The sequence below is a fragment of the Pantoea sp. GABEPS69 genome, from assembly GCF_045780835.1.
GTDB classification, from domain to species: domain Bacteria; phylum Pseudomonadota; class Gammaproteobacteria; order Enterobacterales; family Enterobacteriaceae; genus Pantoea; species Pantoea septica.
The window spans coordinates 2,301,474-2,328,435 of record NZ_CP118618.1 but is presented as its reverse complement, the minus strand read 5'-3'; the positions used below and the strand labels follow the sequence as shown (position 1 = coordinate 2,328,435).

At 58.6% G+C, this 26,962-nt stretch carries 23 protein-coding genes and 1 pseudogene; 13 read left to right on the top strand and 11 right to left on the bottom strand.

Going from position 1 to position 26,962, the window contains the following annotated elements; all coding sequences use genetic code 11:
* Positions 1-142: 142 nt before the first annotated feature.
* Positions 143-1,651 (bottom strand): anion permease, encoded by a 1,509-nt coding sequence (locus PVE98_RS11405; protein WP_033748039.1) that lies wholly within the window; start codon positions 1,649-1,651, stop codon positions 143-145.
* 577 nt (positions 1,652-2,228) lie between these two features.
* Between PVE98_RS11405 and PVE98_RS11400 the strand changes: the two genes are divergently transcribed.
* Entirely contained in the window at positions 2,229-5,006 is a 2,778-nt protein-coding gene (locus tag PVE98_RS11400; protein ID WP_096073013.1) for a flavocytochrome c, read from the top strand.
* Between the two features lie 78 nt (positions 5,007-5,084).
* Positions 5,085-6,059: an FAD:protein FMN transferase gene (locus PVE98_RS11395; protein WP_096073014.1), complete on the top strand. Its 975-nt coding sequence runs from the start codon at positions 5,085-5,087 to the stop codon at positions 6,057-6,059.
* Here the strand turns inward: PVE98_RS11395 and dcuR are convergent.
* From dcuR to pth, 4 genes are all read right to left on the bottom strand, one after another.
* Positions 6,040-6,759: a two-component system response regulator DcuR gene (gene dcuR, locus PVE98_RS11390; protein WP_096073015.1), complete on the bottom strand. Its 720-nt coding sequence runs from the start codon at positions 6,757-6,759 to the stop codon at positions 6,040-6,042. The genes PVE98_RS11395 and dcuR overlap by 20 nt on opposite strands.
* Positions 6,756-8,369, bottom strand: coding sequence for a sensor histidine kinase (locus PVE98_RS11385; RefSeq protein ID WP_333620653.1), 1,614 nt, complete (start codon positions 8,367-8,369; stop codon positions 6,756-6,758). Before PVE98_RS11385 ends, dcuR begins: the two co-directional genes overlap by 4 nt.
* Before the next feature lie 229 nt (positions 8,370-8,598).
* Entirely contained in the window at positions 8,599-9,690 is a 1,092-nt protein-coding gene (ychF, locus tag PVE98_RS11380) for a redox-regulated ATPase YchF (protein ID WP_096073017.1), read from the bottom strand.
* 102 nt (positions 9,691-9,792) lie between these two features.
* The gene (gene pth, locus PVE98_RS11375) at positions 9,793-10,380 is read right to left on the bottom strand and encodes an aminoacyl-tRNA hydrolase (RefSeq protein WP_033747682.1); all 588 of its coding nucleotides are present in this window, start codon (positions 10,378-10,380) and stop codon (positions 9,793-9,795) included.
* A 263-nt stretch (positions 10,381-10,643) separates the two neighbouring features.
* Here pth and ychH point away from each other — a divergent pair, with 263 nt between their 5' ends.
* Positions 10,644-10,913 carry a stress-induced protein YchH gene (gene ychH, locus PVE98_RS11370; protein WP_033747679.1) on the top strand — a complete coding sequence of 90 codons (270 nt, stop codon included), beginning with the start codon at positions 10,644-10,646 and terminating at the stop codon, positions 10,911-10,913.
* A 59-nt stretch (positions 10,914-10,972) separates the two neighbouring features.
* On the opposite strand, the gene prs is transcribed toward ychH, so the two are convergent.
* The 3 genes from prs to lolB all read right to left on the bottom strand — a co-directional run bounded on the left by prs (position 10,973) and on the right by lolB (position 13,535).
* Positions 10,973-11,920: a ribose-phosphate diphosphokinase gene (gene prs / locus PVE98_RS11365; RefSeq protein ID WP_006118899.1), complete on the bottom strand. Its 948-nt coding sequence runs from the start codon at positions 11,918-11,920 to the stop codon at positions 10,973-10,975.
* A 137-nt stretch (positions 11,921-12,057) separates the two neighbouring features.
* Entirely contained in the window at positions 12,058-12,915 is an 858-nt protein-coding gene (gene ispE / locus PVE98_RS11360) for a 4-(cytidine 5'-diphospho)-2-C-methyl-D-erythritol kinase (protein WP_096073018.1), read from the bottom strand.
* The gene (gene lolB, locus PVE98_RS11355) at positions 12,912-13,535 is read right to left on the bottom strand and encodes a lipoprotein insertase outer membrane protein LolB (protein ID WP_033747670.1); all 624 of its coding nucleotides are present in this window, start codon (positions 13,533-13,535) and stop codon (positions 12,912-12,914) included. Before lolB ends, ispE begins: the two co-directional genes overlap by 4 nt.
* A 216-nt stretch (positions 13,536-13,751) precedes the next feature.
* On the opposite strand from lolB, the gene hemA reads away from it, so the two are divergent.
* Genes hemA through kdsA form a run of 6 tightly spaced genes read left to right on the top strand, consistent with a single transcriptional unit; the run spans position 13,752 to position 19,065 of the window.
* Complete coding sequence (gene hemA / locus PVE98_RS11350) at positions 13,752-15,008, top strand: glutamyl-tRNA reductase (protein WP_033789716.1); 1,257 nt, start codon at positions 13,752-13,754, stop codon at positions 15,006-15,008.
* A 43-nt stretch (positions 15,009-15,051) separates the two neighbouring features.
* Positions 15,052-16,134: a peptide chain release factor 1 gene (gene prfA / locus PVE98_RS11345; RefSeq protein ID WP_096073019.1), complete on the top strand. Its 1,083-nt coding sequence runs from the start codon at positions 15,052-15,054 to the stop codon at positions 16,132-16,134.
* Positions 16,134-16,967 (top strand): peptide chain release factor N(5)-glutamine methyltransferase, encoded by an 834-nt coding sequence (prmC, locus tag PVE98_RS11340; RefSeq protein WP_096073020.1) that lies wholly within the window; start codon positions 16,134-16,136, stop codon positions 16,965-16,967. Before prfA ends, prmC begins: the two co-directional genes overlap by 1 nt.
* Before the next feature lie 12 nt (positions 16,968-16,979).
* Entirely contained in the window at positions 16,980-17,378 is a 399-nt protein-coding gene (locus tag PVE98_RS11335) for a SirB2 family protein (RefSeq protein WP_096073021.1), read from the top strand.
* Positions 17,375-18,184 (top strand): invasion regulator SirB1, encoded by an 810-nt coding sequence (gene sirB1, locus PVE98_RS11330; RefSeq protein WP_033747656.1) that lies wholly within the window; start codon positions 17,375-17,377, stop codon positions 18,182-18,184. Before PVE98_RS11335 ends, sirB1 begins: the two co-directional genes overlap by 4 nt.
* A gap of 26 nt (positions 18,185-18,210) precedes the next feature.
* Positions 18,211-19,065, top strand: a complete 855-nt coding sequence (gene kdsA, locus PVE98_RS11325; protein ID WP_096073022.1) for a 3-deoxy-8-phosphooctulonate synthase — start codon at positions 18,211-18,213, stop codon at positions 19,063-19,065.
* 116 nt (positions 19,066-19,181) lie between these two features.
* Here the strand turns inward: kdsA and PVE98_RS11320 are convergent.
* Positions 19,182-19,777, bottom strand: a pseudogene (locus PVE98_RS11320) (Tn3 family transposase); the annotation flags it as partial.
* 251 nt (positions 19,778-20,028) lie between these two features.
* Between PVE98_RS11320 and PVE98_RS11315 the strand changes: the two are divergent.
* Both PVE98_RS11315 and PVE98_RS11310 read left to right on the top strand, forming a co-directional pair.
* Positions 20,029-21,912, top strand: coding sequence for a phospholipase effector Tle1 domain-containing protein (locus tag PVE98_RS11315; RefSeq protein ID WP_407568484.1), 1,884 nt, complete (start codon positions 20,029-20,031; stop codon positions 21,910-21,912).
* The gene (locus tag PVE98_RS11310; protein WP_096073024.1) at positions 21,903-22,562 is read left to right on the top strand and encodes a DUF2931 family protein; all 660 of its coding nucleotides are present in this window, start codon (positions 21,903-21,905) and stop codon (positions 22,560-22,562) included. Before PVE98_RS11315 ends, PVE98_RS11310 begins: the two co-directional genes overlap by 10 nt.
* A gap of 317 nt (positions 22,563-22,879) precedes the next feature.
* Here the strand turns inward: PVE98_RS11310 and chaA are convergent, their stop codons facing one another.
* Positions 22,880-23,971 carry a sodium-potassium/proton antiporter ChaA gene (gene chaA / locus PVE98_RS11305; RefSeq protein WP_033747644.1) on the bottom strand — a complete coding sequence of 364 codons (1,092 nt, stop codon included), beginning with the start codon at positions 23,969-23,971 and terminating at the stop codon, positions 22,880-22,882.
* A gap of 370 nt (positions 23,972-24,341) precedes the next feature.
* On the opposite strand from chaA, the gene chaB reads away from it, so the two are divergent.
* Both chaB and PVE98_RS11295 read left to right on the top strand, forming a co-directional pair.
* Positions 24,342-24,572 carry a putative cation transport regulator ChaB gene (gene chaB / locus PVE98_RS11300; protein WP_033747642.1) on the top strand — a complete coding sequence of 77 codons (231 nt, stop codon included), beginning with the start codon at positions 24,342-24,344 and terminating at the stop codon, positions 24,570-24,572.
* 188 nt (positions 24,573-24,760) lie between these two features.
* Complete coding sequence (locus PVE98_RS11295; protein ID WP_048784238.1) at positions 24,761-25,438, top strand: gamma-glutamylcyclotransferase; 678 nt, start codon at positions 24,761-24,763, stop codon at positions 25,436-25,438.
* A 43-nt stretch (positions 25,439-25,481) separates the two neighbouring features.
* Here the strand turns inward: PVE98_RS11295 and PVE98_RS11290 are convergent, their stop codons facing one another.
* A complete protein-coding gene (locus tag PVE98_RS11290; protein ID WP_096073025.1) occupies positions 25,482-26,930 on the bottom strand; it encodes a serine/threonine-protein kinase in 1,449 nt (482 codons plus the stop codon).
* Between the last annotated feature and the right edge of the window lie 32 nt (positions 26,931-26,962).

Here is a 26,962-nt window from a genome sequence, read left to right as displayed (position 1 = left end):
ATGCGGCGGCGACGGCTCGCGCAGCGCGAGACGAACAGCCGCAAATATTGTTGGTTTTTATTTCGCCAGCCGCGCGGGACGCGGCTGGCGTAAGCTGAAGGGAAAGGATTTTACACTTTATTAACCTGTTTCGTCGCCTGCTTTAGAACATCATCACCATCCACGGATAGGCGATCAGCATCAGCAGCACCAGGAACAGCAGGCCGAAAATGGTGCCCAGACGCCAGTAGTCTTTGGTCGGCAGATAACCGCTGCCGTAGTAAATCGGGCTGGGGCCGGTACCGTAAGGAGTGATAATCCCCATCACGCCAAGCGAGGTGCAGAGCATCAGGCAGAACACCGGCATATTGATGCCCGGGATCGCCGCGGCGATGGTCAGCATTGCGGGGAGCAGCGCGGTGGTGTGCGCCGTGGTGCTGGCGAACAGGTAGTGCAGCAGATAGAAGGCGACAAGCAACACTACCGCGGAGACCTGCGGGTCGTAACCCTGCAGTAGCATGCCGCCCTCTTTGCCCAGCCAGGCGATAAAGCCGACGCGCGCCAGGCCATCCGCCAGCGCCACCAGGGTGGCGAACCAGGCGAAGGTGTTCCACGCCGCTTTGTTGCTGGTGATGTCGCTCCAGTTCAGCACGCCGGTCCAGAGCATCAGTATGATAACCAGCAGCGCAGCCATCGCAGGCTCGATCCAGGCGGTGGCGAAAATCCACATCAGCAGCGCGCACACCACGAAAATCAGCAGCAGGATCTCGTTGCGCGACAGTTTGCCCAGCTTTTGCAGTTCGGCGGTGGCCCAGCGCGGCACTTCGTCGTTGACCTTCACTTCCGGCGGATAGAGCCAGTACGCCAGCAGCGGCATGGTCAGGATCAGCAGCACGCCGAGCGGCAGGAAGGCGATAAACCACATGCCCCAGGAGATATCGAAGCCGACGACGCTTTTCACCAGCGCCAGCGCCAGCAGGTTCGGCGCCAGCGCCGACAGGAACATAGAGCTGGTGATACAGGCGGCGGTAATCGCCACCCACATCAGGTAAGAGCCGATGCGGCGCGCGCTCGGGTCGTTGGGTTTAGAGCCGTAGAGCGGCGGCAGGTTGGCGATAATCGGGTAGATGGTGCCGCCGCTGCGCGCGGTGTTTGACGGGGTAAAGGGCGCCAGCAGCAGATCGGCGAAGGTAATGGCATAGCCGAGCGTCAGGCTGCGACGGCCGAGATATTTCACCAGAATCAGCGCCAGGCGGCGGCCGAACTGGGTTTTGTCGTAGCCGGCCGCGAACATAAAGGCGCCGAAAATCAGCCAGACGGTGGAGTTGCCGAAACCGCTTACGCCCCATTTAAACGCCTCGGTGGCGACCTTAAAGCCGGGCTTCGCCAGCTCGGCGGGACTAAACAGCACGAACTGGCTGAAGAGGGCGATGACCACCACGCCGGTCAGGCCGATGACCGCGCCCGGCAGCGGTTCGAAGATCAGGCCGACGATAACGCCGACGAAGATGGCGAAAAAGTGCCAGGCGTAGGGCTCAAGCCCAGCGGGGGTCGGCACCAGCATCAGCAGGACGGCGACCACGATGGGCAGGGCCAGCATGATCCAGCGTTTGTGTTGTCCCGGCGGCGGGACGGGCGCAGGTTGCGCGGCTTCGTTCAGCGTCGTTTTCATGTTCATAGTGAGGGTCTGCAAGTTATAAAGAAGAGAGTGTCGGCTTTGTTGATGCACCGTTTATTATTAGTGCGCGTAGAACGCCTTCAGCAAAACCTTATTGAATAACGTCTTCATGTGACAACTTTATTAAATAAACTTTTGCGCCGTGGCTATATGATGCGCCTGCCATAATAGTAAATTTTGATCTAGATCAAAGAGTGAGTTTGCCTTTTAACTGGATTAAAGTCTTTAAAATCCGATCTGCACTCTTAAGAAGATTCCGAAGCGACAAATAGCGTTACTGGCGCTTTTTTCTGCAAATTTCATCGCTTTTACCTTATTGAAAGTTATAGGGTAATTTTAGATTATAACAATAATTTGATTTTTTCAGCGCTTTCGCTAACATTACTATAACTAAAATCTCAGCCATTGCAAAATAAATAACTCCGCTCCTTTAAAAGTTTTATAACTATATTCATTTCTTTCGTAGCTAAAGTAACTGGTATATTAGTGGCATTAAGCCGGACCTTTTAATAATCACCAGAGTGCCTTGTCCGCAGAATTTCTCAGCTTTTAATTTCCGGAGTTAATCTAAATGAATACTCGCACCCCGCTTTTAAATCCGCTGACTTTGCCCAACGGCGCGGTATTAAAAAATCGTCTGGTCATGGCGCCGATGACCACCTGTACGGGATTTTATGACGGCACCGTGACCAGCGAGCTCGTGGAGTACTATCGCGCGCGCGCAGGCACGCTCGGTACGGTTATCGTCGAGTCCTGTTTTATCGATAACAAAGGCCCCGCCTTCCCCGGCGCTATCGGCATCGACAGCGACAACAAGATCCCCGGACTTGCCCGAATCGCCGACGCGATTAAATCGCAGGGCTCGACGGCTATCCTGCAGATTTACCACGGTGGCCGTATGGTGGAACCAGGGCTGATCGGCGGCAAAACGCCGGTGGGCCCCAGCGCCATTGCCGCACCGCGCGAAGGCGCGACCACGCCGCAGGCACTGACCGCCGACGAAGTCGAGGTGATGATCACTAAGTTCGGCGACGCGGTGAACCGCGCCATCAAGGCGGGCTTCGACGGCGTGGAGCTGCACGGCGCCAATACCTATCTGATCCAGCAGTTCTTTTCCCCTAACTCTAATCAGCGCGACGACAAGTGGGGCGGCAGCCGCGAAAACCGCGCCCGTTTCCCGCTGGCGGTGCTGGATATCGCCCATAAAATGGCGGAGCGCATCGCGCACAATACCTTCATTATCGGCTATCGCTTCTCGCCGGAAGAGATCGAAGTGCCCGGCATTCGCTTTGCCGACACGCTCTATCTGCTGGAAAAACTGGCGGAGCGCGGCCTCGACTACGTGCACTTTTCCATGGGCCAGCTGCTGCGCCCCTCTATCGTCGATACCCGCGACCCGATGCCGCTGATCGACAAATATATCGCGCAGCGTTCCGAACGCCTGGCGAAGGTGCCGGTTATCGGCGTCGGCGGCGTGGTGAATAAAGCCGACGTGGAGATGGCGCTGGAGCATGGCTACGATCTGGTGGCGATCGGCAAAGCCTGCATCGCCTATCCTGACTGGGCGGATCGCGTGCTGAACAACGAGCATCTCGACCTCTATATTGACAGCACCCAGCGCGAAGCGCTGATGATCCCGGAACCGCTGTGGCGCTTCTCGCTGGTGGACGCGATGATCCGCGAAGTCAGCGCGCCGGGCCGCAAATACAAGGCGGGCGTCTATCAGGAGAAAGTCGAGGCGGAAGCGCTGAAGCTGAAAATCAACGTCACCCTGGATACCGACCGCATCACCGATATTTCGATGGTGCCGGACGATACGCTGGACGTCGATTTTACCGAGACCTTTGAAAGCCTGCGTAACCGCATTCTGGTGGCCAACAGTCCGCACGTCGACGCCATCAGCGGCGCCACTACCCAGAGCGAGGCGCTGAAAAAAGCGGTATCGCGCGCGCTCTCCACCTCCAGCAAAGAGTATGTGATTGAAGAGGGCGGTAATCCTTCCGCACCGCAGAACTACGACGTAGTCGTGATCGGCAGCGGCGGCGCAGGCCTGGCGGCGGCGATTCAGGCGCACGACGAAGGCGCGCGCGTGGTCATCATCGAGAAGATGCCGACTATCGGCGGCAACACCATCAAAGCCTCGGTGGGCATGAACGCGGCGGAAACCCGCTTCCAGGCGATGAAGGGCATCAAAGACAGCAAAGAGCTCTTCTATCAGGAGACGCTGAAAGGCGGCCAGCATAAAAACAACCCGGCGCTGCTGCGCGAGTTCGTCGAGCTGGCGCCGGAGGCGATCGACTGGCTGGCGGATCACGGCATCGAGCTGAACGATATCACTATCACCGGCGGCATGAGCATCGACCGCACGCACCGCCCTGCGGACCGTTCGGCGGTTGGCGGCTACCTGATCAGCGGCCTGGTGAAAAACATCAACAAGCGCAATATCGAAGTGCTGCTGGATACCTCGGTCGCTGAAATCCTCACCGAGAACGGCGCGGTAACCGGCGTGAAGGTGGTGGATGAGTACTACGACAGCCGCATCCTCTATGCGAAAAGCGTGATCGTCGCCACCGGCGGCTTCAGCGCCAACCGCGAGATGGTGGTGAAATACCGCCCTGAGCTGGACGGCTTCGTGACCACCAACCACAAAGGGGCGACCGGCAGCGGTATCGCCATGCTGCAGAAGCTGGGCGCGGATACGGTCGATATGGGCGAAATCCAGATCCATCCGACCGTGGAGCAGACCACCTCGTATCTGATCTCTGAATCGATTCGCGGCGGCGGCGCTATTCTGGTGTCGCAGGCGGGCAAACGCTTCTTCAACGAGATGGAGACCCGCGACAAGGTTTCCGCGCAGATTATCGCGCTGCCGGAGAAAAGTGCCTGGGTGGTCTTCGACGAACAGGTGCGGGCGAACAATAAAGCGGCCGATGAGTATATCGCCAAGGGCTTCGTTATCAGCGCGCCGACCGTGGGCGAGCTGGCGGTGAAGCTGAATATGGAGCACACCACACTTGAGGAGACGCTGGCGCGCTACAACCAGTTCGTGGTGGATCAGAAGGATGAGGATTTCGGGCGCACCACCGCGCTGCGTCATCCGCTCAATCAGGGGCCGTTCTACGCCATTCGCGTCGCGCCTGGGGTGCATCACACCATGGGCGGCGTGACCATCAATACCGACACCGCGGTACTCGACAGCAACAAACAGGTGATCCGCGGCGCCTGGGCGGCGGGCGAAGTGGTCGGCGGCATCCACGGCGCCAACCGTATCGGCGGCAACGCCGTGGCGGATATCATTATCTTTGGTATCCTTGCCGGACGTAACGCGGCGGCCCTGGCGCGCGGCTAGTCCGCTGTCGGCGACGGCGCACCGGGCAATCCTGTCCGGCGCGCCGTGGCCGGATCCACTTTGACAGCCGAGGCGAGTATGTCAGCCGACGAAGGCGTTTACGCCTATTCCGCAGTACTGATGGGTTCGCCCATTCTTCTTAAGCTCTTTGACGATAATGCGGCGCTGGCCGCGCAGGTCTTCCGCCTTATCCGCCATCAGGAGAATATCCTCACCGTCAACCGCGCCCACTCCGAGGTGATGGCGATCAACCACGCCGCAGGCAAAGAGCCGGTCTGCGTCAGCCGCGAAGTGTTCGATCTCATTCAGTGCGCGCACCAGGTCAGTCTGCTGCCGCACAGCCTGTTCAATTTCACCATCGGACCGCTGGTCAAGCGCTGGAAGATCGGCTTTCAGGGACGCAGCGTGCCGCCGCAGGGCGAGCTGGAGAAGCTGATGGCGCTGACCGATCCGCGCGAGGTCGTGCTGGATCCTGAGCGGCGCAGCGTGTTTCTGCGCCAGCCAGGCATGGAGATCGATCTGGGCGCCATCGCCAAAGGCTATATCGCCGACCTGGTGCGCAGCTTTCTGCGCCAGCAGGGCGTGGATAGGGCGCTGATTAACCTCGGCGGCAACGTGCAGACGCTCGGCGCGCCGCCGCAGGCCGCCGGCTGGTCGGTGGGGCTGAAAACCCCGTTCGGCCAGGGTGACGACTTAATTGGCGTGATTGAGGTAGCGGGGAAATCAGTGGTGACCTCTGGGGTCTACGAGCGCTACTTCGAGCTGGACGGCCGCCTCTATCATCACATCCTCGACGCGCGCAGCGGCTATCCGCTCGACAACGAGCTGCTGAGCGTCACGGTGATTTCCGACCGCTCGATAGATGGCGACATCTACACCACGCTGCTCTACGGGCTCGGCGTAGAGCAGAGCATTAAGGCGCTGCGCGACGCGCCGCACATCGAAGCGATTTTCGTTACCCGCGACCAGCAGGTGATCTGCTCCTCGTCGCGTCAGTTCGCGTTTCGTCTGCACGACCGTCGCTATCAGCTGACTACTGACAGTACTGCCTGAGCAGCGAGTGGTATTCCGGCTGCAGGCGGTAGCGATAGACCGGGCGGCCGGTCGCGCCATAGTGAATGCTGGTGAAGAGAATATTGATCTGCGCCAGCCAGATCAGGTACTTGCGGCAGGAGACGCGCGAGATGTTCACCTCCGCCGCCAGCTCGTCGGTAGAGAATTCGCTGCCGGGATGGGCGTCGATCCACTGGCAGAGGGTGCGCAGCGTCTGCGGGGTCAAGCCTTTCGGCAGCCGTTTGCTGTCGTTGGTGGTGGGCGGATTGCCGTGGATCAACTGGTCGACTTCCGCCTGCTGATAGTAGAGATGGTTATCCATCAGCGACTTCTTCTGCCGCCAGTTGGTGAGCGCCTCTTCAAAACGCGGGAACTGGAAGGGTTTGATCAGATAATCCACCACGCCGTAGTGCAGCGAGGTTTTGATGGTGGCGGCGTCGGCGGCGGATGAAATAATGATCACCTCGACAGGCTGCCTCGCCTCGCGCAGCTCCGGCAGCAGATCCAGCCCGTTCTCATGCTGCAGATAGATATCGAGCAGCACCAGATCCACGGCGGGTTCGCTGTGAAGGATCATCTCTTTCGCCTGCTGCAGCGTCGACGCCATGCCGACGCAGTGAAAGCCCGGCACCTGCCCGACGTAAACGCGATTCAGCTCGGCGACCATAGCGTCATCATCGACCACTAACACATTGATCATGCGGTTTTGTTGCCTCCATCCCAGGGAAGTTGTACAAAAAATTGGGTAAACACGCCGGGTTCCGACTCCACGCTGACGCTGCCGCCAAGGCTTTCCGTCTGCTGCTTCAGCAGATAAAGCCCGACGCCGCGATCCTCGCCTTTGGTTGAAAAGCCTTTGTCAAAGATAGCATCCAGCTGGTCGGTCGGGATGCCTGGCCCGTCGTCGCTGACCTCGCACGCCAGCCAGCCGTTCTGGTAGTGCAGCATCACGTGAATATCGCCGTTGTGTTCACTGCCCAGCGCGTCAAGCGCGTTCTCGATCAGATTGCCGAGCACGGTGATCAGTACGGCGATCTGCTGCTCGTTGCCGATATCGGGCAGAAAGCTGGCGTCGCTCAGCGTCAGGCGATGGCCGCTGTCCGAGGCGCGATTGATTTTACTCAGCAGGAAGCCGGCAATCACCGGCGACTTGATTTTGTCGAGCAGCGAACCGATTTCGGTCTGGTAGTTGTTCGCCGTTTTTAAAATATAGGCTTCGACCTGCGCATAGTTTTTCATGTGCAGCAGGCCAAGGATCACGTGCAGCTTATTCATAAACTCATGCGAGCGCTCACGCAGCGCGTCGACGTAGTTTACCATGCCGCTCAGGCGCTGCAGCAGCTGCGTGATTTCGGTTTTATCCCTGAAGGTGCAGACCGCGCCGATAAGCCGCTGCTGGCTGTAGACCGGCACGGTGTTGCTCAGCAGCACATGGCCGTTGATATTCAGCTCTTCGTCGCGCCGCGCGCGGCCGGTGGCCAGCGTCTCCTGCAGCTGAGCGTGAATAACGCTGGCCTCCTCCATGCTGCCGGAGCTCTTTTCCGTCAGCAGCTTTTGCGCCGCCTCGTTGATCAGCGACACCTCGGCATGAGCGTCCACCGCAATGACGCCCTCTTTGACCGAGTGCAGAATCGCCTGGCGCTGCTCGAACAGCGAGGAGATCTCCCAGGGTTCGAGCCCGAAAAGGATGCGCTTCAGGGTTTTTACCAGCGCCAGCGTGCCCAGCGCGCCCGCCAGCGCGCCGATCAGGATGGTCCAGATAATGCTCCAGCGGCTCTGGTTAATCTGATCGCTGACCGCCTCCAGCGAGATGCCTATCGACACCACGCCGATTTGCTGCTGCTGCGCGTTATAGACCGGCGTAAAGACGCGCAGGGCCTCCGCCAGCGAGCCGCGATTGACCGAGACGTTCTCTTTGCCCTGCAGCGCCGGATTGATGTCGTCGCCGATAAAGTGCTGCCCGATCAGCGCCGGATTAAGATGGGAGTAGCGGATGCCCTGCATATTGGTCACCACCACGAACAGCAGATTATTGTGCTGCTGCGCCGCGCGGGCGATGGGCTGGATAATGCCGGCGTTTGGCGGCCCACTCAGCGCCTGCTGGATGGCAGGCACGTCCGCCAGCGTGCGTGCCACGGCCATCGCCTTGTCTTCCAGCTGCTTCTGCGTGGCGTTGCCGATCTGAAAGAAGTAGAGCAGATGCACGCTGAGCAGCACGAAAGTGACCACCGCGCCGATCATCAGCGTGACCAGCGTGCTGAGCTTCATATGTTTTTTGCGGGTCAGGTTGCCTTGCGGGGTATCGCGCATCGTCGGTCCTTTGTCGGAAAGCGGTGGGGTATTATCCCTTTCTGTGGGGCTTTGCAAAGGCTTTTAGCGCGAAGCAGGGAGACGCGGGATACAGCACAGATCTACTTAGTTACAGCATACTAATTAGAGGGTGTCTTTTCCGGGCATAAAAAATCCACGCACAGGCGTGGATTTTAAAAGCGAGCGGTTTGTTATGAGAGGCGCTGGCCCCTCATCAGACAACCGTGGCTTAGACGTTAAACAGGAAGTTCATCACATCGCCATCTTTGACGATATATTCTTTCCCCTCTGAACGCATCTTGCCCGCTTCTTTCGCGCCCTGTTCGCCTTTATAGGCGACAAAGTCGTCAAACGCGATGGTTTGCGCGCGGATAAAGCCTTTCTCGAAGTCGGTATGGATCTTGCCCGCCGCCTGCGGCGCGGTCGCGCCGACCGGGATGGTCCAGGCGCGCACTTCTTTCACGCCAGCAGTGAAGTAGGTCTGCAGATTGAGCAGGGCGTAACCGGCACGGATCACGCGGTTCAGGCCCGGTTCTTCCAGACCTAACTCGGCCATAAACTCGGCGCGATCTTCATCGTCCAGCTCGGCGATATCTGACTCAACGGAGGCGCAAACCGGCACCACCACGGAGCCTTCCGCTTCAGCGATGGCGCGCACCTGGTCGAGATAGGGGTTGTTCTCGAAACCGTCTTCGTTGACGTTGGCGATATACATGGTCGGCTTCAGCGTCAGGAAGCTCAGGTAGCGGATCGCCGCTTTCTCATCGGCGTCCAGCTTCAGCGCGCGCAGCATACCGGCGTTTTCCAGATGCGGCAGGCACTTCTCCAGCGCGGCCAGTTCGACCTTCGCGTCTTTGTCGCCGCCTTTGGCTTTCTTCTGCACGCGCTGGATAGCACGCTCGCAGGTTTCCAGATCGGAGAGCGCCAGCTCGGTGTTGATGACGTCGATATCTTCCGCCGGATCCACTTTGCCCGCGACGTGAATGATGTTTTCGTTCTCGAAGCAGCGCACCACGTGGCCGATCGCTTCGGTTTCGCGGATGTTGGTCAGGAACTGGTTGCCCAGGCCTTCACCTTTCGACGCGCCTTTTACCAGGCCCGCGATGTCGACGAACTCCATGGTGGTCGGCACCAGGCGCTGCGGTTTGACGATCTCCGCCAGCTGATCAAGGCGCGGATCCGGCATCGGCACCACGCCGGTGTTGGGCTCAATGGTGCAGAAGGGGAAGTTAGCCGCTTCGATGCCCGCTTTAGTCAGCGCGTTGAACAGGGTGGATTTACCGACGTTCGGCAGGCCCACGATACCGCATTTGAATCCCATGGTTGGTTACCCTTCTAACTTGAGGTGCAACGCCTGCTGCAGGCATTGCCGGAAACGAAAAAATTTGGCGCATTATACACAGAAATCGCGCGGGCAGGGCGTTTAGCTCGCCTTGAACGCGTGCAGCCGGTTCATCGCCTTCAGGCGATCCTCTTTCAGCCACACTTCGGTACAGCGCGCCGCTTCATCAATCGCGTCGTCAATCAGCTTCTGCTCGCTGGCGGGCGGTTTGCCCAGCACAAATCCCGTCACCTTGTTGCGGTCGCCCGGATGGCCGATGCCGATGCGCAGGCGGTGAAAGTTATTGTTGTTGCCCAGCTTGCTGATGATGTCCTTCAGGCCGTTATGGCCGCCATGGCCGCCGCCCTGTTTGAACTTCGCGACGCCTGGCGGCAGATCGAGCTCATCGTGCGCCACCAGAATCTCTTCCGGCGCGATGCGGAAAAAGGTCGCCATCGCCGCCACGGCCTTGCCGCTGAGGTTCATAAAAGTAGTCGGCACCAGCAGACGCACATCTTCGCCCGCCAGGCTGATACGCGCGGTATAACCGAAGAATTTCGCCTCTTCCTTTAGCGACTGATTATGACGCTCCGCCAGCAAATCGAGATACCAGGCGCCGGCGTTATGCCGCGTGGCGGCGTACTCCGCGCCGGGATTGGCCAGGCCCACAATCAGTTTAATGCTGCTCACGATGATTATCCTGCTCAGGTGGTGAAAAGGCGTTAGTGTACTTCGCGGCAGAGAAGAGAACAAACTTAGCTACAGCGATATGGTTACGTCGCGTGATTAACTATTTTGTTATTTAAATCAAGCTTCTGAAGGTAAATTTAGGTCAGCCTTTATTAGGGTTTGTGATCCTGGACGCAAATTGTTCGCAGGTCATTGCCTAAACTTATGACAAGTTAACATTATGTGCGGTTTGTTTGGCTTGTTCATATGGACAGAGGTGAGTTATGAAACATCAACATTGTCGAAAAGCAGGAAACGTCCTGATGATCGTGGGGCTGGTGGTGATGGTCTCCAGCATCATCTTCTCCGTGCTTAATCAACTGCCGAGCATTCAAATGCCGGCGCTGCTGGCGCAGGGCGCTATCCTCGGCATCTTTATCGGCGCGCTGCTGTGGCTCGCTGGCGCGCGCGTCAGCGGGCGCGAAAGGATCGAAGACCGCTACTTCTGGCACCGCCACTATGACGAGCGTTGCCGCCGCACGCCGCACCACTGATCCGTTCTTTCAGCCATAAAAAAACCGGGCGCATGGCCCGGTTTTTTATTAAACGAAAATCAGTGCTCGAACATCGCCGAGATAGACTCTTCGTTGCTGATACGGCGGATTGCTTCAGCCAGCATGCCGGAAAGCGTCAGGGTACGAACGTTCGGCAGCGATTTCATCTCTTCAGAAAGCGGGATGGTGTCGCAGACGATGACCTGATCGATAACCGATTTACGCAGATTCTCCACCGCGTTGCCGGAGAAAATCGGGTGAGTCGCGTAGGCGAAGACGCGTTTCGCGCCGCGCTCTTTCAGCGCTTCCGCCGCTTTGCACAGCGTGCCGCCGGTGTCGATCATATCGTCGACCAGCACGCAGTCGCGGCCCGCCACGTCGCCGATGATGTGCATCACCTGAGAAACGTTCGCGCGCGGACGACGTTTATCGATGATAGCCATATCGGTATCGTTGAGCAGTTTGGCGATCGCGCGAGCACGCACGACGCCGCCGATGTCCGGGGAAACCACAATCGGATTTTCCAGACCAATTTGCAGCATATCTTCCAGCAGGATCGGGCTGCCGAAAACGTTATCAACCGGGACGTCAAAGAAGCCCTGGATTTGCTCGGCGTGAAGATCGACCGTCAGAACGCGATCGACACCAACGCTGGAAAGGAAATCCGCGACCACTTTAGCGGTAATCGGCACGCGAGCGGAGCGCACGCGGCGGTCCTGGCGGGCATAGCCGAAGTAGGGAATAACCGCGGTAATACGACCAGCAGAAGCTCGACGCAGCGCGTCGACCATCACAACCAGTTCCATCAGATTATCATTGGTGGGAGCACAGGTGGACTGGATGATGAAAATATCACCACCGCGTACATTTTCATTGATTTGTACACTCACTTCGCCATCGCTGAAACGGCCCACTGCGGCGTCTCCGAGGCTGGTGTAAAGGCGGTTGGCAATACGTTGTGCTAGTTCCGGGGTGGCGTTACCAGCAAATAGCTTCATATCAGGCACGAGAAGAACCTCAGGCTTGGCGTCCAGAGAATGAACGGCGTTACGGTAACCGGCGCATACCGCAGCGCATGTTCATACGGGTGTGTTAATGCACAGCGTGCAGCGTCTGGAACAGGGTGACACTGTCACACATGCGCTTACAGCCCGGAAAGGGTGCGATGCAGAGGCGAGACGTTAACGCCTCGCGCGACAAATCCGCATACCCATTTCGGGGCGAGTTCCAGCACCTGACGAGCGGCTGACTCGGTGTCAAATTCGGCAAACACGCAAGCGCCAGTGCCAGTCAGGCGCGACGGCGCGTATTCTAGCAGCCAGGAAACAAGCTCATCAACCTCGCGAAAACGTTTTCTTACCACTGCCTCACAATCATTGTGAAAGGGTGTCGATAAAAGCGCCGCCAGCGAACGTACCGGCGTATCGCGCGTAAGCTGCGGATCGTTAAACACCAGCGGCGTCGGCACGCTTACGCCGGGATGCGCCACCAGGTACCATTTTTCCGCCGGATCGGCGGGCTGGAGCTGCTCGCCGACGCCCTGCGCGAAAGCGGCAAAACCTCTGACGAACACCGGCACGTCCGCGCCAAGCTTAATCCCCAGCTCCGCCAGCGCCTCCAGAGAGAAACCGACGCCCCACAGGTGATTGAGCGCCACCAGCACGGTGGCGGCGTTCGAGGAGCCGCCGCCCAGCCCGCCGCCCATCGGCAGCCGCTTTTCTATGGCGATCTGCGCGCCGGCGTCGGCCGGCAGCCGGTTTTGCGCCTGCGCCGCCTGGCGCAGCAGCATTGCCGCGCGAACAATCAGGTTGTCGTCATGGGCTACGCCGTCCACCGGCGTAGTCAGGCTGACGCGACCGCTGCTGTCCGGCGTGATATGCAGGCTGTCGCCGTAGTCGAGAAACTGAAACAGCGTCTGCAGGTTATGGTAGCCGTCTGCGCGACGGCCGGTGATATAGAGAAACAGGTTGAGCTTTGCCGGAGCGGGCCAGGAGGTGATCATTGCAGGGTCCAGCTATCCATACGCAGTTTAATGCGCTGGTCGCCTTCGCGCAGCTCCAGGTTCGCCGGCAGCGGCGGGGTAGATTTGCTGTCGTAATCCTGAATCGCGACCTGCCACTTCTGGCCGTTGCTGCTGTAGTTCAGGCTTTTAAGCTGATAGTTGCTGTTGAGCTGATAGTCGCTGGCGTCGCCCGGCAGGCCCATCATCCACTGGCGCAGGTTGGCGAGCGGAATATCCATGCCAGTCAGCTGAGAGATCATCTTCTCCGCGTCGTTGCTGACGTAGCGTTTGCCTTTGTTATCCACGATCTGTACGGTGTCGCCCTGAGCATCGAGCTGCAGCTCGGTGCTGCCCAGCGGGTTGGTCAGCAGCAGGCGATAGCGGTCCGGGGCGGTCTGCTGCCAGTTAAAGCGCGCGTAGACTTTCTGCTTGTCAGAAAGATAGGCGAAGGCGCCGCGTGTCTGGTAGTGCGTGACTTTCGCCACTTCCTGCTGATGCTGCTGCCACTGCGGCGCGGTCGTGCTCGGGCCTGGGCCCTGAGGCTGATTAACGGCGCAGGCGGTGAGCAGAACGCTCGCCAGCGGCAAAAGGCGCAACATAGTGCGTGGTGAATAGGTCATCACGTGGTCATCTCCTCGGACACGTTTTTAATTCGTAACGGTTAACGCTAGCGATCCGCTTATAAACCGTCAATGCCGATTACAGTAAAATTGCGCACGATCAGTTTAATCTTATTACAGTCATAGCCTTTGTATGGCTTTTCATGATCTGCCGCATCTTGTAGAATGCGCATCACAAAACCCTGACATTATTGGGACATCCCAACTTTTATCGCCATGACGCTGCTCGCTCTCGGAATCAATCATAAAACTGCACCTGTCGCGCTGCGCGAACGCGTCGCGTTCGGGCCGGACGTGCTGGAACAGGCGCTCGACAGCCTGCTTTCCCAGCCCATGGTGCAGAGCGGCGTCGTTCTCTCTACCTGCAATCGCACCGAACTCTACCTGAGCGTAGAGCAGCAGGCGGATCTGCAGGAGCGCCTGGTGCGCTGGCTGTGTGACTATCACCATCTCAATGAAGAGGACGTGCGTCAAAGTCTTTACTGGCATCAGGACAACGCGGCGGTCAGCCATTTAATGCGCGTGGCGAGCGGCCTCGACTCGCTGGTGCTGGGTGAACCGCAAATACTCGGCCAGGTGAAAAAAGCCTTCGCCGATTCGCAGCGCGGCCATGCGCTGAGCAGCGAGCTGGAGCGGATGTTCCAGAAAACCTTCTCGGTCGCCAAACGCGTGCGCACCGAAACGGAAATCGGCGCCAGCGCGGTGTCGGTTGCCTTCGCCGCCTGTACGCTGGCGCGCCAGATCTTCGAATCCCTCTCGACCGTCAACGTGCTGCTGGTCGGCGCGGGCGAAACCATTGAGCTGGTAGCGCGCCACCTGCGCGAGCATAAAGTGCAGAAGCTGATTATCGCCAACCGCACGCGCGAGCGCGCCGAGCGGCTGGCGGAAGAGGTCGGCGCGGAAGTGATCGGACTCGGCGACATCGACGCACGCCTCGCCGACGCCGATATCGTCATCTCTTCCACCGCCAGCCCGCTGCCGATTATCGGCAAAGGGATGATGGAGCGCGCGCTGAAAGCGCGCCGCAACAAACCGGTGCTGCTAGTGGATATCGCCGTGCCGCGCGACGTCGAGCCGGAAGTGGGCAAACTGCCTAACGCCTATCTCTACAGCGTCGACGACCTGCAGGCGATCATCGAGCAGAATATGGCGCAGCGCAAAGCCGCCGCCGTACAGGCCGAAAGCATCGTGGTGCAGGAGAGCGGCGAATTTATGTCCTGGCTGCGCGCCCAGAGCGCGGTCGAGACCATTCGCGAATACCGCTCTCAGGCGGAAAGCGTGCGCGCCGATCTCGAATCGCGCGCGCTGGCTGCGCTGCAGCAGGGCGCCGATCCGCAGAAAGTCCTGCAGGAGCTGGCGCACAAGCTGACCAACCGTTTAATTCACGCACCAACCAAATCCCTGCAGCAGGCCGCCCGCGACGGCGACACTGAACGCCTGCAATTGCTTCGCGACAGCCTCGGTCTCGAGTAGACTCCCGGGCTGTTGCCCTCTGTGACGAGAATCCCATCACGACATGAAAACCTCTATTGTTGCCAAACTGGAAGCGCTGCAGGAGCGCCACGAAGAAGTGGAAGCGATGCTCGGCGACGCCAGCGTTATCGCCGATCAGGACCGCTTCCGCGCGCTCTCGCGCGAATATGCGCAGTTAACCGACGTGACCCAATGTTTCCGCGCGTGGCAGCAGACGCAGGAAGATATCGAAACCGCCCAGATGATGCTGGACGATGCCGAGATGCGCGATATGGCGCAGGAAGAGCTGCAGCAGGCGCGCGCCGAGAGCGAGCGCCTGGAGCAGCAGCTGCAGGTGCTGCTGCTGCCGAAAGATCCTGACGACGAACGCGCCTGCTTTATCGAAGTGCGCGCCGGCACCGGCGGCGACGAGGCGGCGATTTTCGCCGGCGACCTGTTCCGCATGTACAGCCGCTACGCCGAAGCCCGCCGCTGGCGCGTAGAGATCGTCAGCTCCAACGAGGGCGAGCATGGCGGCTATAAAGAGGTCATCGCCCGCGTCACCGGCGACGGCGCCTATGGCCGTCTGAAGTTCGAATCGGGCGGCCACCGCGTGCAGCGCGTGCCGGAAACCGAATCCCAGGGGCGTATCCATACCTCGGCCTGTACCGTGGCGGTGATGCCGGAGGTGCCGGAAGCGGAGCTGCCGGAGATCAATCCCTCCGATCTGAAGATCGACACCTTCCGCTCGTCCGGCGCGGGCGGCCAGCACGTCAACACCACCGACTCCGCCATCCGCATCACCCACCTGCCGACCGGCATCGTGGTGGAGTGTCAGGATGAGCGTTCGCAGCACAAAAACAAAGCCAAAGCGCTGGCGGTGCTGGGCGCGCGCATTCGCGCCGCGGAGATGGCGAAGCGCCACGAGGCGGAGGCGAGCACGCGCCGCAACCTGCTGGGCAGCGGCGACCGCTCCGACCGCATCCGCACCTACAACTTCCCACAGGGGCGCGTGACCGATCACCGCATCAACCTGACCATCTATCGCCTTGACGAGACCATGGAAGGCAAGCTGGATAACCTGATTGAGCCGATCGTGCAGGAGCATCAGGCCGATCAGCTGGCCGCGCTGGCTGGTCAGGAGTAATGGAGTTTCAAGGCTGGCTGAAAAGGGCTGTCGCCGCACTACAGGGCGGCGAGAGTCCGAAGCGCGACGCGGAGATCCTGCTGGGGCACGTTACCGGCAAATCGCGCAGCTGGCTGGTGGCCTTCGGCGAGACCGAGCTGCTGCCTGAACAGCTGACGCGCCTCGACGCGCTGCTGGCGCGGCGCGTGCAGGGCGAGCCGGTGGCGCATCTTATCGGCGAGCGCGAATTCTGGTCGCTGCCGCTGCGCGTCTCCGACGCGACGCTGATCCCGCGACCCGACACCGAAGTGTTGGTAGAGCAGGCGCTGGCGCACCTGCCCGCCGCGCCGTCGCGCATTCTCGATCTCGGCACCGGCACCGGCGCCATCGCGCTGGCGCTGGCGAGCGAACGGCCCGACTGCGAGGTGCTGGGCGTTGACCGTATTGAAGCCGCCGTGGCGCTGGCGCAAAGCAACGCCGACCGGCTGGCGATCCCCAACGCCACGTTCATCCTGAGCCACTGGTTCGACGCGCTGCCCGCCGCGCGCTTCGACCTGATCGTCAGTAATCCTCCCTATATCGACGCAGACGATGCGCATCTGTCGCAGGGCGACGTGCGTTTCGAACCGCGCAGCGCGCTGGTGGCCGACGAGGCGGGGCTGGCAGATCTGCGCCTGCTTATCGCTCAGGCGCCGCAGTGGCTGGCGCCAGGCGGCTGGCTGCTGCTGGAGCATGGCTGGCAGCAGGACGCGGCGGTGCGCGCGCTGATGCAGCAGCACGATTTTCTTCAGGTCGCGACCGTGAATGACTACGGCGGCAATCCCCGCGTCACGCTCGGTTGCATTCCCTCTTAAAAAGGACGTTACATGGCCGCTTACTACCCGCTTATCAAGCAACTGCATCTGCTGACGGTGTTTATCAGCATTGCGCTTTTTATCCTGCGTTTTTACTGGCTGCGCAGCGGCTCGGCACTGCTGCAGCGCCGCTGGGTGCGCATTACGCCGCACGTTAACGACACCTTCTTACTGCTGACCGGCGTGTTGCTGGTGATGATTACCCACTTTTACCCGTTCTCGCCGCAAGGAAGCTGGCTGACGGAGAAGCTTTTAGGCGTTATTATCTACATCGCCTTAGGTTCCGTGGCATTGAGTTGTCGCCCGCGCACCAGCCGTACGCGCTGGATCGCTTTCCTGGTCGCGCTGGTCGCGCTGGTAACAGTGATTAAGCTGGCGGTGACCAAAATGCCGTTATTGGGGATAGTATGACCTCCACAGAGCAATTAGATTTTAGCCAGACGCCGCTGTGTGAAGCGGTGATTGGCGCCACCCGCGCGATTCGCGCCGATTTTCCCGCCTCGTCCGTGCAGGAGCAGCTGGCGGCGCTGGTGGCGGAAGCCCGCCGCTATGTGAGCAGCGAACAGGACGCCGACATGCAGCTGGAGAAGCTGCTGGAGCTTTTCTATCGCCAGTGGGGCTTCGGTGGCGCCAGCGGCATCTATAACCTTTCCGACGCGCTATGGCTGGATAAAGTGCTCAAGACGCGTCAGGGCACTGCGGTGTCGCTGGGCGTGATCCTGCTGCATATCGCGCAGGCGCTCGACATTCCGCTGATGCCGGTTATTTTTCCCACGCAGCTGATTTTGCGCGCCGACTGGATCGACGGCGAGATGTGGCTCATTAACCCGTTCAACGGCGAGACGCTGGATACCCACACGCTGGAAGTGTGGCTGAAGGGCAACATCAGCCCCACGGCGAAGCTCTACGACGACGATCTGGAAGAGGCGAAGACCATCAGCGTGATGCGCAAGATGCTCGACACCATGAAGGCGGCGCTGATGGAGGAGAAGCAGATGGAGCTGGCGCTGGGCGTGAGTCAGGTGCTGTTGCAGATCGATCCGGACGACCCTTACGAGATCCGCGATCGCGGTTTGATCTACGCGCAGCTGGAGTGCGATCATATTGCGCTAAACGACTTAACCTATTTCGTTGAGCAGTGTCCTGAGGATCCGGTCAGCGAGATGATCAAAGTACAAATTCACGCAATTGAACAGAAACAGGTGACGCTGCACTAAGCGCACCACACCATTAAGGAAAGGGCATGACTCAGAAAGTCGTCACTATTGGTGATATCAAGGTCGCTAACGATCTGCCATTTGTGCTGTTTGGCGGCATGAACGTGCTGGAATCGCGCGATCTCGCCATGCGTATTTGCGAACACTACGTGAAGGTCACCGACAAGCTCGGCATTCCGTACGTGTTCAAGGCCTCTTTTGACAAGGCGAACCGCTCTTCCATTAAATCCTATCGCGGTCCCGGCCTCGAAGAAGGCATGAAGATTTTCCAGGAGCTGAAGCAGGCGTTCGGCGTGAAGATCATTACCGACGTGCACGAAGCGGCGCAGGCGCAGCCGGTGGCCGACGTGGTCGACGTGATCCAGCTGCCCGCCTTCCTGGCGCGTCAGACCGACCTGGTAGAAGCGATGGCGAAGACCGGCGCGGTGATTAACGTGAAGAAGCCGCAGTTCGTCAGCCCGGGCCAGATGGGCAATATCGTGGATAAGTTCGCGGAAGGCGGCAACGATAAGGTGATTCTGTGCGATCGCGGCAGCAACTTCGGCTATGACAATCTGGTCGTTGATATGCTCGGCTTTAACGTGATGAAGAAAGTTACCAACAACAGCCCGGTTATTTTCGACGTGACCCACGCGCTGCAGACGCGCGACCCGTTCGGCGCCGCTTCCGGCGGTCGCCGCGCTCAGGTGGGCGAGCTGGCGCGCGCCGGTATGGCGGTCGGCATTGCCGGTCTGTTTATCGAAGCGCATCCGGATCCGGATCACGCGAAGTGCGACGGCCCGTCCGCGCTGCCGCTAGATAAGCTGGAGCCTTTCCTGGTGCAGATGAAGGCGATTGACGACCTGGTGAAGAGCTTCCCGGAGCTGGATACCAGCAAGTAACTCGCGCTTCACGCGGCGAATTAAAAAAGAGCGACGTTGGTCGCTCTTTTTTTTCGTCTGCCGCATGGGGGCTAACGCAGGTAGGGGTCAGTTTGGATATCGAAAATTATTGTACGTTAAGGCTGTTTTTTGACCTTTCGACTTTAGCTGGCCTCAGCCGACGAAACTTACCGGAAGCCAGGATCCGGTTGCTTTTCCAGATATAATCTTCTGTCAGATTGATGTGCTCCCAGCCTGGCGGGGACAAATGCGAGAGCCGTTGCTCGTTGATCTCCACCACTTTACGCTTCAGGGCATCGACCGCTCTTTCCATAGCGAGATAGCAGCCGTCAGCAGCGTTAGTCTACTGGAGCGATAGCTCTGATTTTCCGGTTTTCAGTCCCTGATTTCTTCCAGCCGGTGCATAAATACCGCTCGCGCCAGCGTGTTACGGTCTTCACCTTTATTCAGTCCCGCGTGTAAGCACCGACGCAGTGCAGGATCGCGGAACCAGTCGAGCATAAACCATAAACAGAGTTCGTTCAGTACAGCCAATTTTTCTCAGTGCTTTGGCCAGCCCGTTTTGCCTGGGGGTAGCTGGCAAGCTTTTTCAGCATCAGGAATGCCGTCACGGTTCCCTGCTTATCGAGGTTGCCAGACGCAGCACTTCACGCAAGTGAGTTTCGATCTCTTTCAGGTTCCGGCTGGTTGTTGATATCAGTGACTGAAGTGCCGGTTACTGGTCTGCTTTCCCTTTGATAAATAGCTTCTTGTTTTCCAATAGAGAAAGAATCTGCCTCCTTACCATATAGTTTCGTTAATAAATTATTTAGTGCGGTAATTTTAACGAAACCAGATATCGCATAAGAGTACAGCCCTTCGCAAATCTGCCGTATTCAGGTGTTGTACTGCTAACCAGAAGCCGGAGATTTTGGTTAAGTCATGATTGAGGTATGATGCGCTGATTTTATAACCATATTATTCATGAGGGATTATGGCAAAGGGATTTTTTTGTACCACCTGGATAAAACCACCTGTGGTGGGCGGATCCTTTCGGGTGCATCTGACGACACCTACGAAATCGGTGGCATCGAACGGCAACAGGCCAGGGCGGGCGACCCGGTAACCTGCGGGAAGCATGAAGGACGGTTCCGCGTGTGCGGCGGTATGGGGGACACCTATGAGGTGGGCGGAGAACTGAAAGAGTGGGCGGGTTCGCTGGACAGCTACAGTTCCTGCCCGTGCCGCGCCCGGTTTATTCCGTCAGTCCAGACGCACACCTACGAGAGCGACTGCAACGCCGGACGGGTGGACGAACGGGCTGAGACCGCGAAAAAACAAGCCCAGGAGTCAGAGCCTGAACAGCGTGCACAGGCGGCGAAGAAGAAACGGAAAATCACGCTGACGATCGGCGTATTCTTTGATGGCACTGGCAACAATGCGAATAACAGCGGTGACCGTCAGGCCGCCTGTTCCGGTGAACATTTCGGGATGAATGATGCTGATGCTGGATCTGCGTATTCCCAGTGCGTGCGACTAAAACGTGGCTACAGGGGTACTGCTGCAGGGAGCTATATCGGTTACTACAGCAACGTACACAGGTTGAATACACTGTATAGACAGGATATCAGGCCCGATACAGGAGTCGGTCAATACGCTATTTACATCGAAGGTATCGGTACGGAAGACGGGGCTGGCGACAGCACTTACGGAATGGGAACAGGCCGAGGCGATACTGGCGTAGTGAGAAAAACCGATAAAGCAGTCGCAGCACTGACTGCCGGTATTCAGGGGTATTTACTCCAGCATGCTGACGCCTGTCTCTGCACCATTAAAGAGCTGCAGTTTGATATTTTTGGCTTCAGTCGGGGAGCGGCGGCGGCGCGCCACTTTGCCAACCGGGTATTCAGTCAGGACCGTGCCATTATATCGGCGATTAAGGCCGGGCTGGAAGGTATTGAATTTTCCGGTACGCCTGGGGGCAAAACCCGTTTTCTGGGAATATTTGATACCGTAGCGGCCATAGGAACACCGGTCAACGGCCTCAACCCGCACAGTGCCGATACCGGGGATGTCAATCTGGTGCTGCGTCCAGGCGTGGCAGACAAAGTGTTTCACATCACCGCGCAACACGAATGCCGCTTTAACTTCGCGCTGAACAGCGTGAAACCGGCGTGGCCGGAACTGGCTTTGCCCGGTGCGCACTCCGACATTGGCGGCGGCTATAACCCCGACGAGCATGAAGTCTACTTCCTTACCCGCCCGGAGTTTGAAACCGTCCCCCTTTCCACCCCCGACACGGATACGCGGATTTATCAACAGACCTGTGCGCAGCTTACAGCGATGGACGGCTATCCGGCGATAGCGCCACTGCTGAACGCGGTGGAGGTGAATGTTGATACCTGGCATGACGACAGAATGCCAGCAGACCGTTACGGAGCGCTACAGAAACGCAGCGGTGCCGCGCTGGTTATTGACCGTCCGACGCGTAATGACTGGTCGAAGGTAGTGTTGCGGGTGATGCTCGATGCGGCACAGGATGCCGGGGTAGAATTTTCCCCTATTTTACCTAAAGACGACAACCTGTCACTCCGGCCAGAACTCAACAGCCTGTGTGAAAAAGCGATTGTAATGGGCCGAGCCATAAGGAGAGGACAACCTGCCCCCGGCTTTATCACGCCAGAAATTCTGATGCTGGCCGAAAAATATATTCACTGCTCAGCCAACTGGAACAGCGTGGTGAGAGACGGCCAGGGAATAATAAGCGGTGCGGTCAAACCGGCGAAGCTGGTGACGTTCACCAACCGGCCGGACGAGCGCTGGCAGCGTACGGTCTATGATATGGACGGGAACAGAATATGGAAATAATCCGTGTGGCTTGTCTTCTTACTTTATTGGCGCTGACGGCCTGTCAGGGGAAATCTTTGTCCGACACAGCCGCGCAAAGCAATGTACCGGCAGAGTGGACTTTTAACTTTTTCACACCTAACGCATTGCCAGCAGTGGTGACATTTGCCGCTATTCTTGACGCTGATGGAAAGGACTATCGCTTTAACACGCTGAACAGCACGCCCGACCTGCCCGAAGTTATCGGCGAGTGGAACGACAAAGACCGTGCGCCTGGTGGCTACTGGAATCACGTTAAACGACCTCCCAGACATATTATTTTTTGCTGGGACTCGATTATCGATAGAAAAGTGTATGAAACTCACCTGACGATCCCTAAACCTGTACTGGAGAAAATGCTCAGGCCGAGTGAGTACCGGGATTACCGGGGAAGAACTGCGTATTACGACAGATTACAAATTGGTCTGGCTCCGGAGGGGAAAGTGGCCGTCTGGTTACAGGGAAGTGGTTCTGAGCCTAATTACCGCGTCACCCCATCAGTGCTGAAAACCGTATCAGGGGATAAATTAGATATTTGCAAAGGAATAACGCGGTTTTCTAACGGCTATGAGTACGGAAAAGATACCGAGGATTTTATCAAAGGGAAAAAATATCCTTACGGTAGTTGGTAAGCAACCTATTTACCCCAGAAGGATCTTCCCAAGCCCCTTCTGGGGCTTGGTGGTCAATTTTTAGCCTTAATGTACAATAATTTTCGATATCCAAACTGCCCTTAGGTGACGGGAAGCGATCGCAAAGACGCAGTTGGCATCTTTGCCGCTCGGCCCGCGTGGATACGCACCTCTTCCCTGAGGTGCGCCCGTGGCCGGGCCAACGCGCTGCGTTGTTCAAAAACGCTCCCGGCGTTTTTGTCCCTGGCGCGGGACGCTTTGCTCTTCGCTTTCCGTCACCCGCGTTTTAATTTACGTGTGCTCTGAAAAGCGTTATTTCAGAGCATGATCGTCATCAGATAGCCGGCAAAAATCGCCAGGTGCGCGGCGCCGTTCAGCACGTTGGTGCGCCCGGTTGAGAACGAGATATGGCACAGGATCAGCGCCGCTGACATCATCACCATCTGCGGCGGCTCAAGGCCGAACACCAGCTGCTGGTCGGTGAGGGTGGCGATGATGGTCACCGCCGGCACGGTTAGCGAGATAGTCGCCAGCACCGAGCCAAAAAAGAGGTTCATGGCGCGCTGGACCTGATTCATCAGCACTGCCTTTAGCGCCCCCAGGCCTTCCGGCGAGAGGATCAGCAGGGCCACCAGGAAGCCGGTGAACTGCGCGGGCGCATTAAACTCCGACAGCAAATGCTCCAGCGTATTAGCGTTCATCTTGGTGACGCTGATGACCGCAATCAGATGCACGATCAGCCAGACGGTGTGCCAGACGCTGCTGTGCGCTGAGGGCTTGCCGTGGTGCGGGTCGCCATCGTCGCTGTCGTCTTCATGCTCGTAAACAAACAGACTCTGGTGGGTGCGCGTCTGAATCAGCAGGAAAACGCCGTACATCGCTGCTGAAATCGCCGCGATCAGCAGCGCCTGCGTGGTCGTGAAGTTGCCGCCCGGCAGCGCGTTGGGGAACACCAGCACCAGGATCGCCAGCGGAAAGATGGCGATCAGATACTGCTTTACCCCGGCAAGATTTACATACTGCGTGGCGAACTTGCGCCCACCCAGCAGCAGCGAGAAACCCACCAGCCCGCCGGTGACGATCATAATAATAGAGTAGAGCGTGTCGCGCATCAGCGCCGGCGCGGCATCGCCCGTGGCCATCAGCGCGGAGATCAGGCTGACCTCGAGGATAACCACCGACAGGCTGAGGATCAGCGAGCCGTAGGGCTCGCCCAGCCGATGCGCCAGCACGTCGGCATGGCGCACTACGCTAAAGGCGCTGCTGAGGATCGCCACCAGCGCCAGCAGGTTGATGCCGATAACCGCGGGCAGAGAGGTTTGTCCGCCAAAGAAAAACAGCACGGCCAGGGCGGCGAGAGGAAGTATCAGCGAGAACTCTTTGTGACGTGTTTTTTCATGTGTGGTCATTCACCATCCTCTTCAGAGAAATGCGTCGGCGAAACCCAACGGGGTTTCACAAAATAGTAGAACTTTTATTACATCTGAAAGTGTAACTTTTCACCGCTTAACGTGGGTAAAATTTACCGGTTTTTACTTTTTTAACAATAAAGGCCGACTTTAGCAAAAATAGTATTCATCCTCTTTTATCGCTTTCTATTCATCATATTAAACACATGACTTAAGCAATAATCAGGCTATTAAACGCAAATTATCACACTGCTAATGTTGGTTTTCAGGCGCTTCGCCTGATTTTTATGAGAGGGCAGGCTGAATAACAAGGTTGTAATTTTTTCTCTATACGCCAGGCTTAAAGCGGGCCCTTAATGGAGGAAATGCAATGCCTTACAAAAATCGCGAAGCGCTGCCGGATAACGTGAAACATGTACTGCCGCCGCATGCGCAGGAGATCTATCAGAAGGCGTTCAACAGCGCCTGGGATCAGTATAAAGACAAAGATGAGCGACGCGGCGACGAGTCTCAGGAAGAGGTCGCGCATAAAGTCGCCTGGTCGGCGGTGAAAAAAGAGTATGAAAAAGGAGACGATGATAAGTGGCACCCTAAAAAGTAGCCATGGGAAGGGGGCCGGCGCGGCCGGCCTGACGCGGCGCTTTTTTACTTTCTCGCCTGGCCGCGGCCTTGAAAGCGGTGCGGAAAATGCATACTGTCAGTGCATGCTGCGGCTCAAGAATGTCGCCCGCTAGCCGATTTTATAAGGGAGCCCGTCGGACAGGACGTTAAAAAGGTCAGGAGGTCGCATTGTTAACCCGAGAATTTTTATTAAAAGCAGACTGCAAAACGTCATTCGGCGATATTGAAGAATCCCTGCTCTGGAGCTGCGAACAGCGCGCCGCGTCGCTGGCGGCCACGCTCGCCTGCCGTCCCGACCAGAGCCCGGTCTGGATCTTCGGCTATGGTTCACTGATGTGGAATCCTGTTTTTGAAGCGGACGAGGTCGCATCCGGCACGCTGGACGGCTGGCATCGCGCCTTCTGCCTGCGCCTGATCGCCGGACGCGGCACCTCCTCCCATCCTGGCCGCATGCTGGCGCTGAAAGAGGGCGGTTCAACCAGCGGCCTGGCGTTTCGCCTGCCGGAGACGCGCCTGCATGAAGAGCTGGAGTTGCTGTGGAAGCGCGAGATGATCACCGGCTGCTATCTGCCGACCTGGTGCGAATTAACGCTGGAGGATGGGCGCAGCGTCACCGCGCTGGCCTTTATTATGGATCCGCGCCATCCGCTCTACGAATCGGACTCCTGTCCTGAGGCGATCGCGCCGCTGATCGCAGCGGCGAGCGGTCCGCTGGGCAGCAACGCGCAGTATCTTTTTTCGCTTGAGCAAGAGCTGGCGAAGCGCGGCATGGAGGAGGAGAGTTTAAGCCGCCTGGCGCACCAGGTGCGCGCGCTGCAGGCGGGCGTTCGCTGCGCGCAGGGCTAAAGGGTAAGGCTCGCGGCGTGCTCATCCACGCCGCGAAAGCGCGCTAATTCCCCGGATTCAGCAGCCAGGTGCCTGGCTTGTCGATCACCAGCGACTGCGCGCGCATGCTGGTGCCTGAATGCACCTCGATACGATACTGACCCGCCGCCAGGTTGAGCGCGGCGAACCCGTTGCTGCCGGTTTTCACCTCCACCGGCTGGCCGTTGAGCACCACGTTGGCGCCGCGCTCCAGCTTGAGGTAGACCGTCGCCAGCGCAGCGGGCGTCGCCGGCGGCGCGCTATTCACCACGGGGTTCTGCGCCACCGCAGGCGTCGCGTTTTCCGGCGTTGCGTCGCGCCTGTTGGTCAGCCAGGTGACCACCACTACCGCCAGCAGCGCCGCGGCCGCCAGCGCTACGAGCCCAGGCGACAGACGACGCACGTTGCGCGGCGTTACCGGCTCGACGCTGGCCGAGGCGTGATTCACCGCCATCACCACCGGCGCGGGCGTCGCTACTTCCTCTTCCTCTTTCTCGACCACGGGCGTCGGGGCGGGCGCAGCAGCGACCGGCGACGGCTCCGGCTGCAGGCTATTGACCACCGCCTCCACGTCGCTGACGGGCAGATCGATAAGCGCCGCGAAGGCGTCAATCGACTGCGGGCGATCGGCAGGCTTCATCGCCAGCGCGCAGTCCACCGCGTGCAGCAGCGGCAGCGAATAGCCGGGCGGCTGACGCTCGACCAGCGGCTGGTAGTTATCCTCAATGCAGCGCACCACGCTCACCGGCGGCGGATTGCCGGTGATTAAACTGTGCAGCACCGCGCCGAGCGCGTAAATATCGGTCCACGGTCCCTGTTCGTTTTCACCCTCTTCGCTGTACTGCTCAATCGGCGCGAAGCCGGGCTTGAGCATAATTTCGGTTTCGTCAGACAGGTTGCCGATCTCTTTGCGCGCCGAGCCGAAGTCGAGCAGCACCGGCAGCTGGTTTTCCTGAATCTGAATATTATCCAGCGAAATATCGCGATGCAGATAGCCCGCCTGATGGATGGTGCTGATGGCGCCGAACAGCGGCGGCAGCAGGCGGCGGATCCAGGCCTCGCTCACCGCATCCGGGCTGGTCTGCTGCCACTCTTTCAGCGTCATGCCGCTGTAGTAGAGCGTGCCCATATAGGCGGTGCCGTTCTGCTCCCAGAAGCGCAGCACGTGCAGCAGGCCGGGATGGTTGAAGCGCGCCAGCAGACGCGCCTCCTGGATAAAGCTGGTCAGGCCGGCGTTAAACAGCTTTTGATAGCGTTCGCCGCGCAGCTCCAGCGACAGATCCTCAGCACGCACCGCCAGCGACACCGGCATATACTCTTTAATGGCGATGGTGCGTTCAAGCTGATGATCCCAGGCGCGGTAAACGATGCCAAACCCGCCGCCGCCAATCACTTCCTTGATTTCAAACTCGTTAAATCGGTATCCCGCAGGGAGCGCGTTGGGCACCGCTTTCTGATTATCATTTGCCGACATAGTGAACTCTCTGAACACCGCCTGGCAGCCAG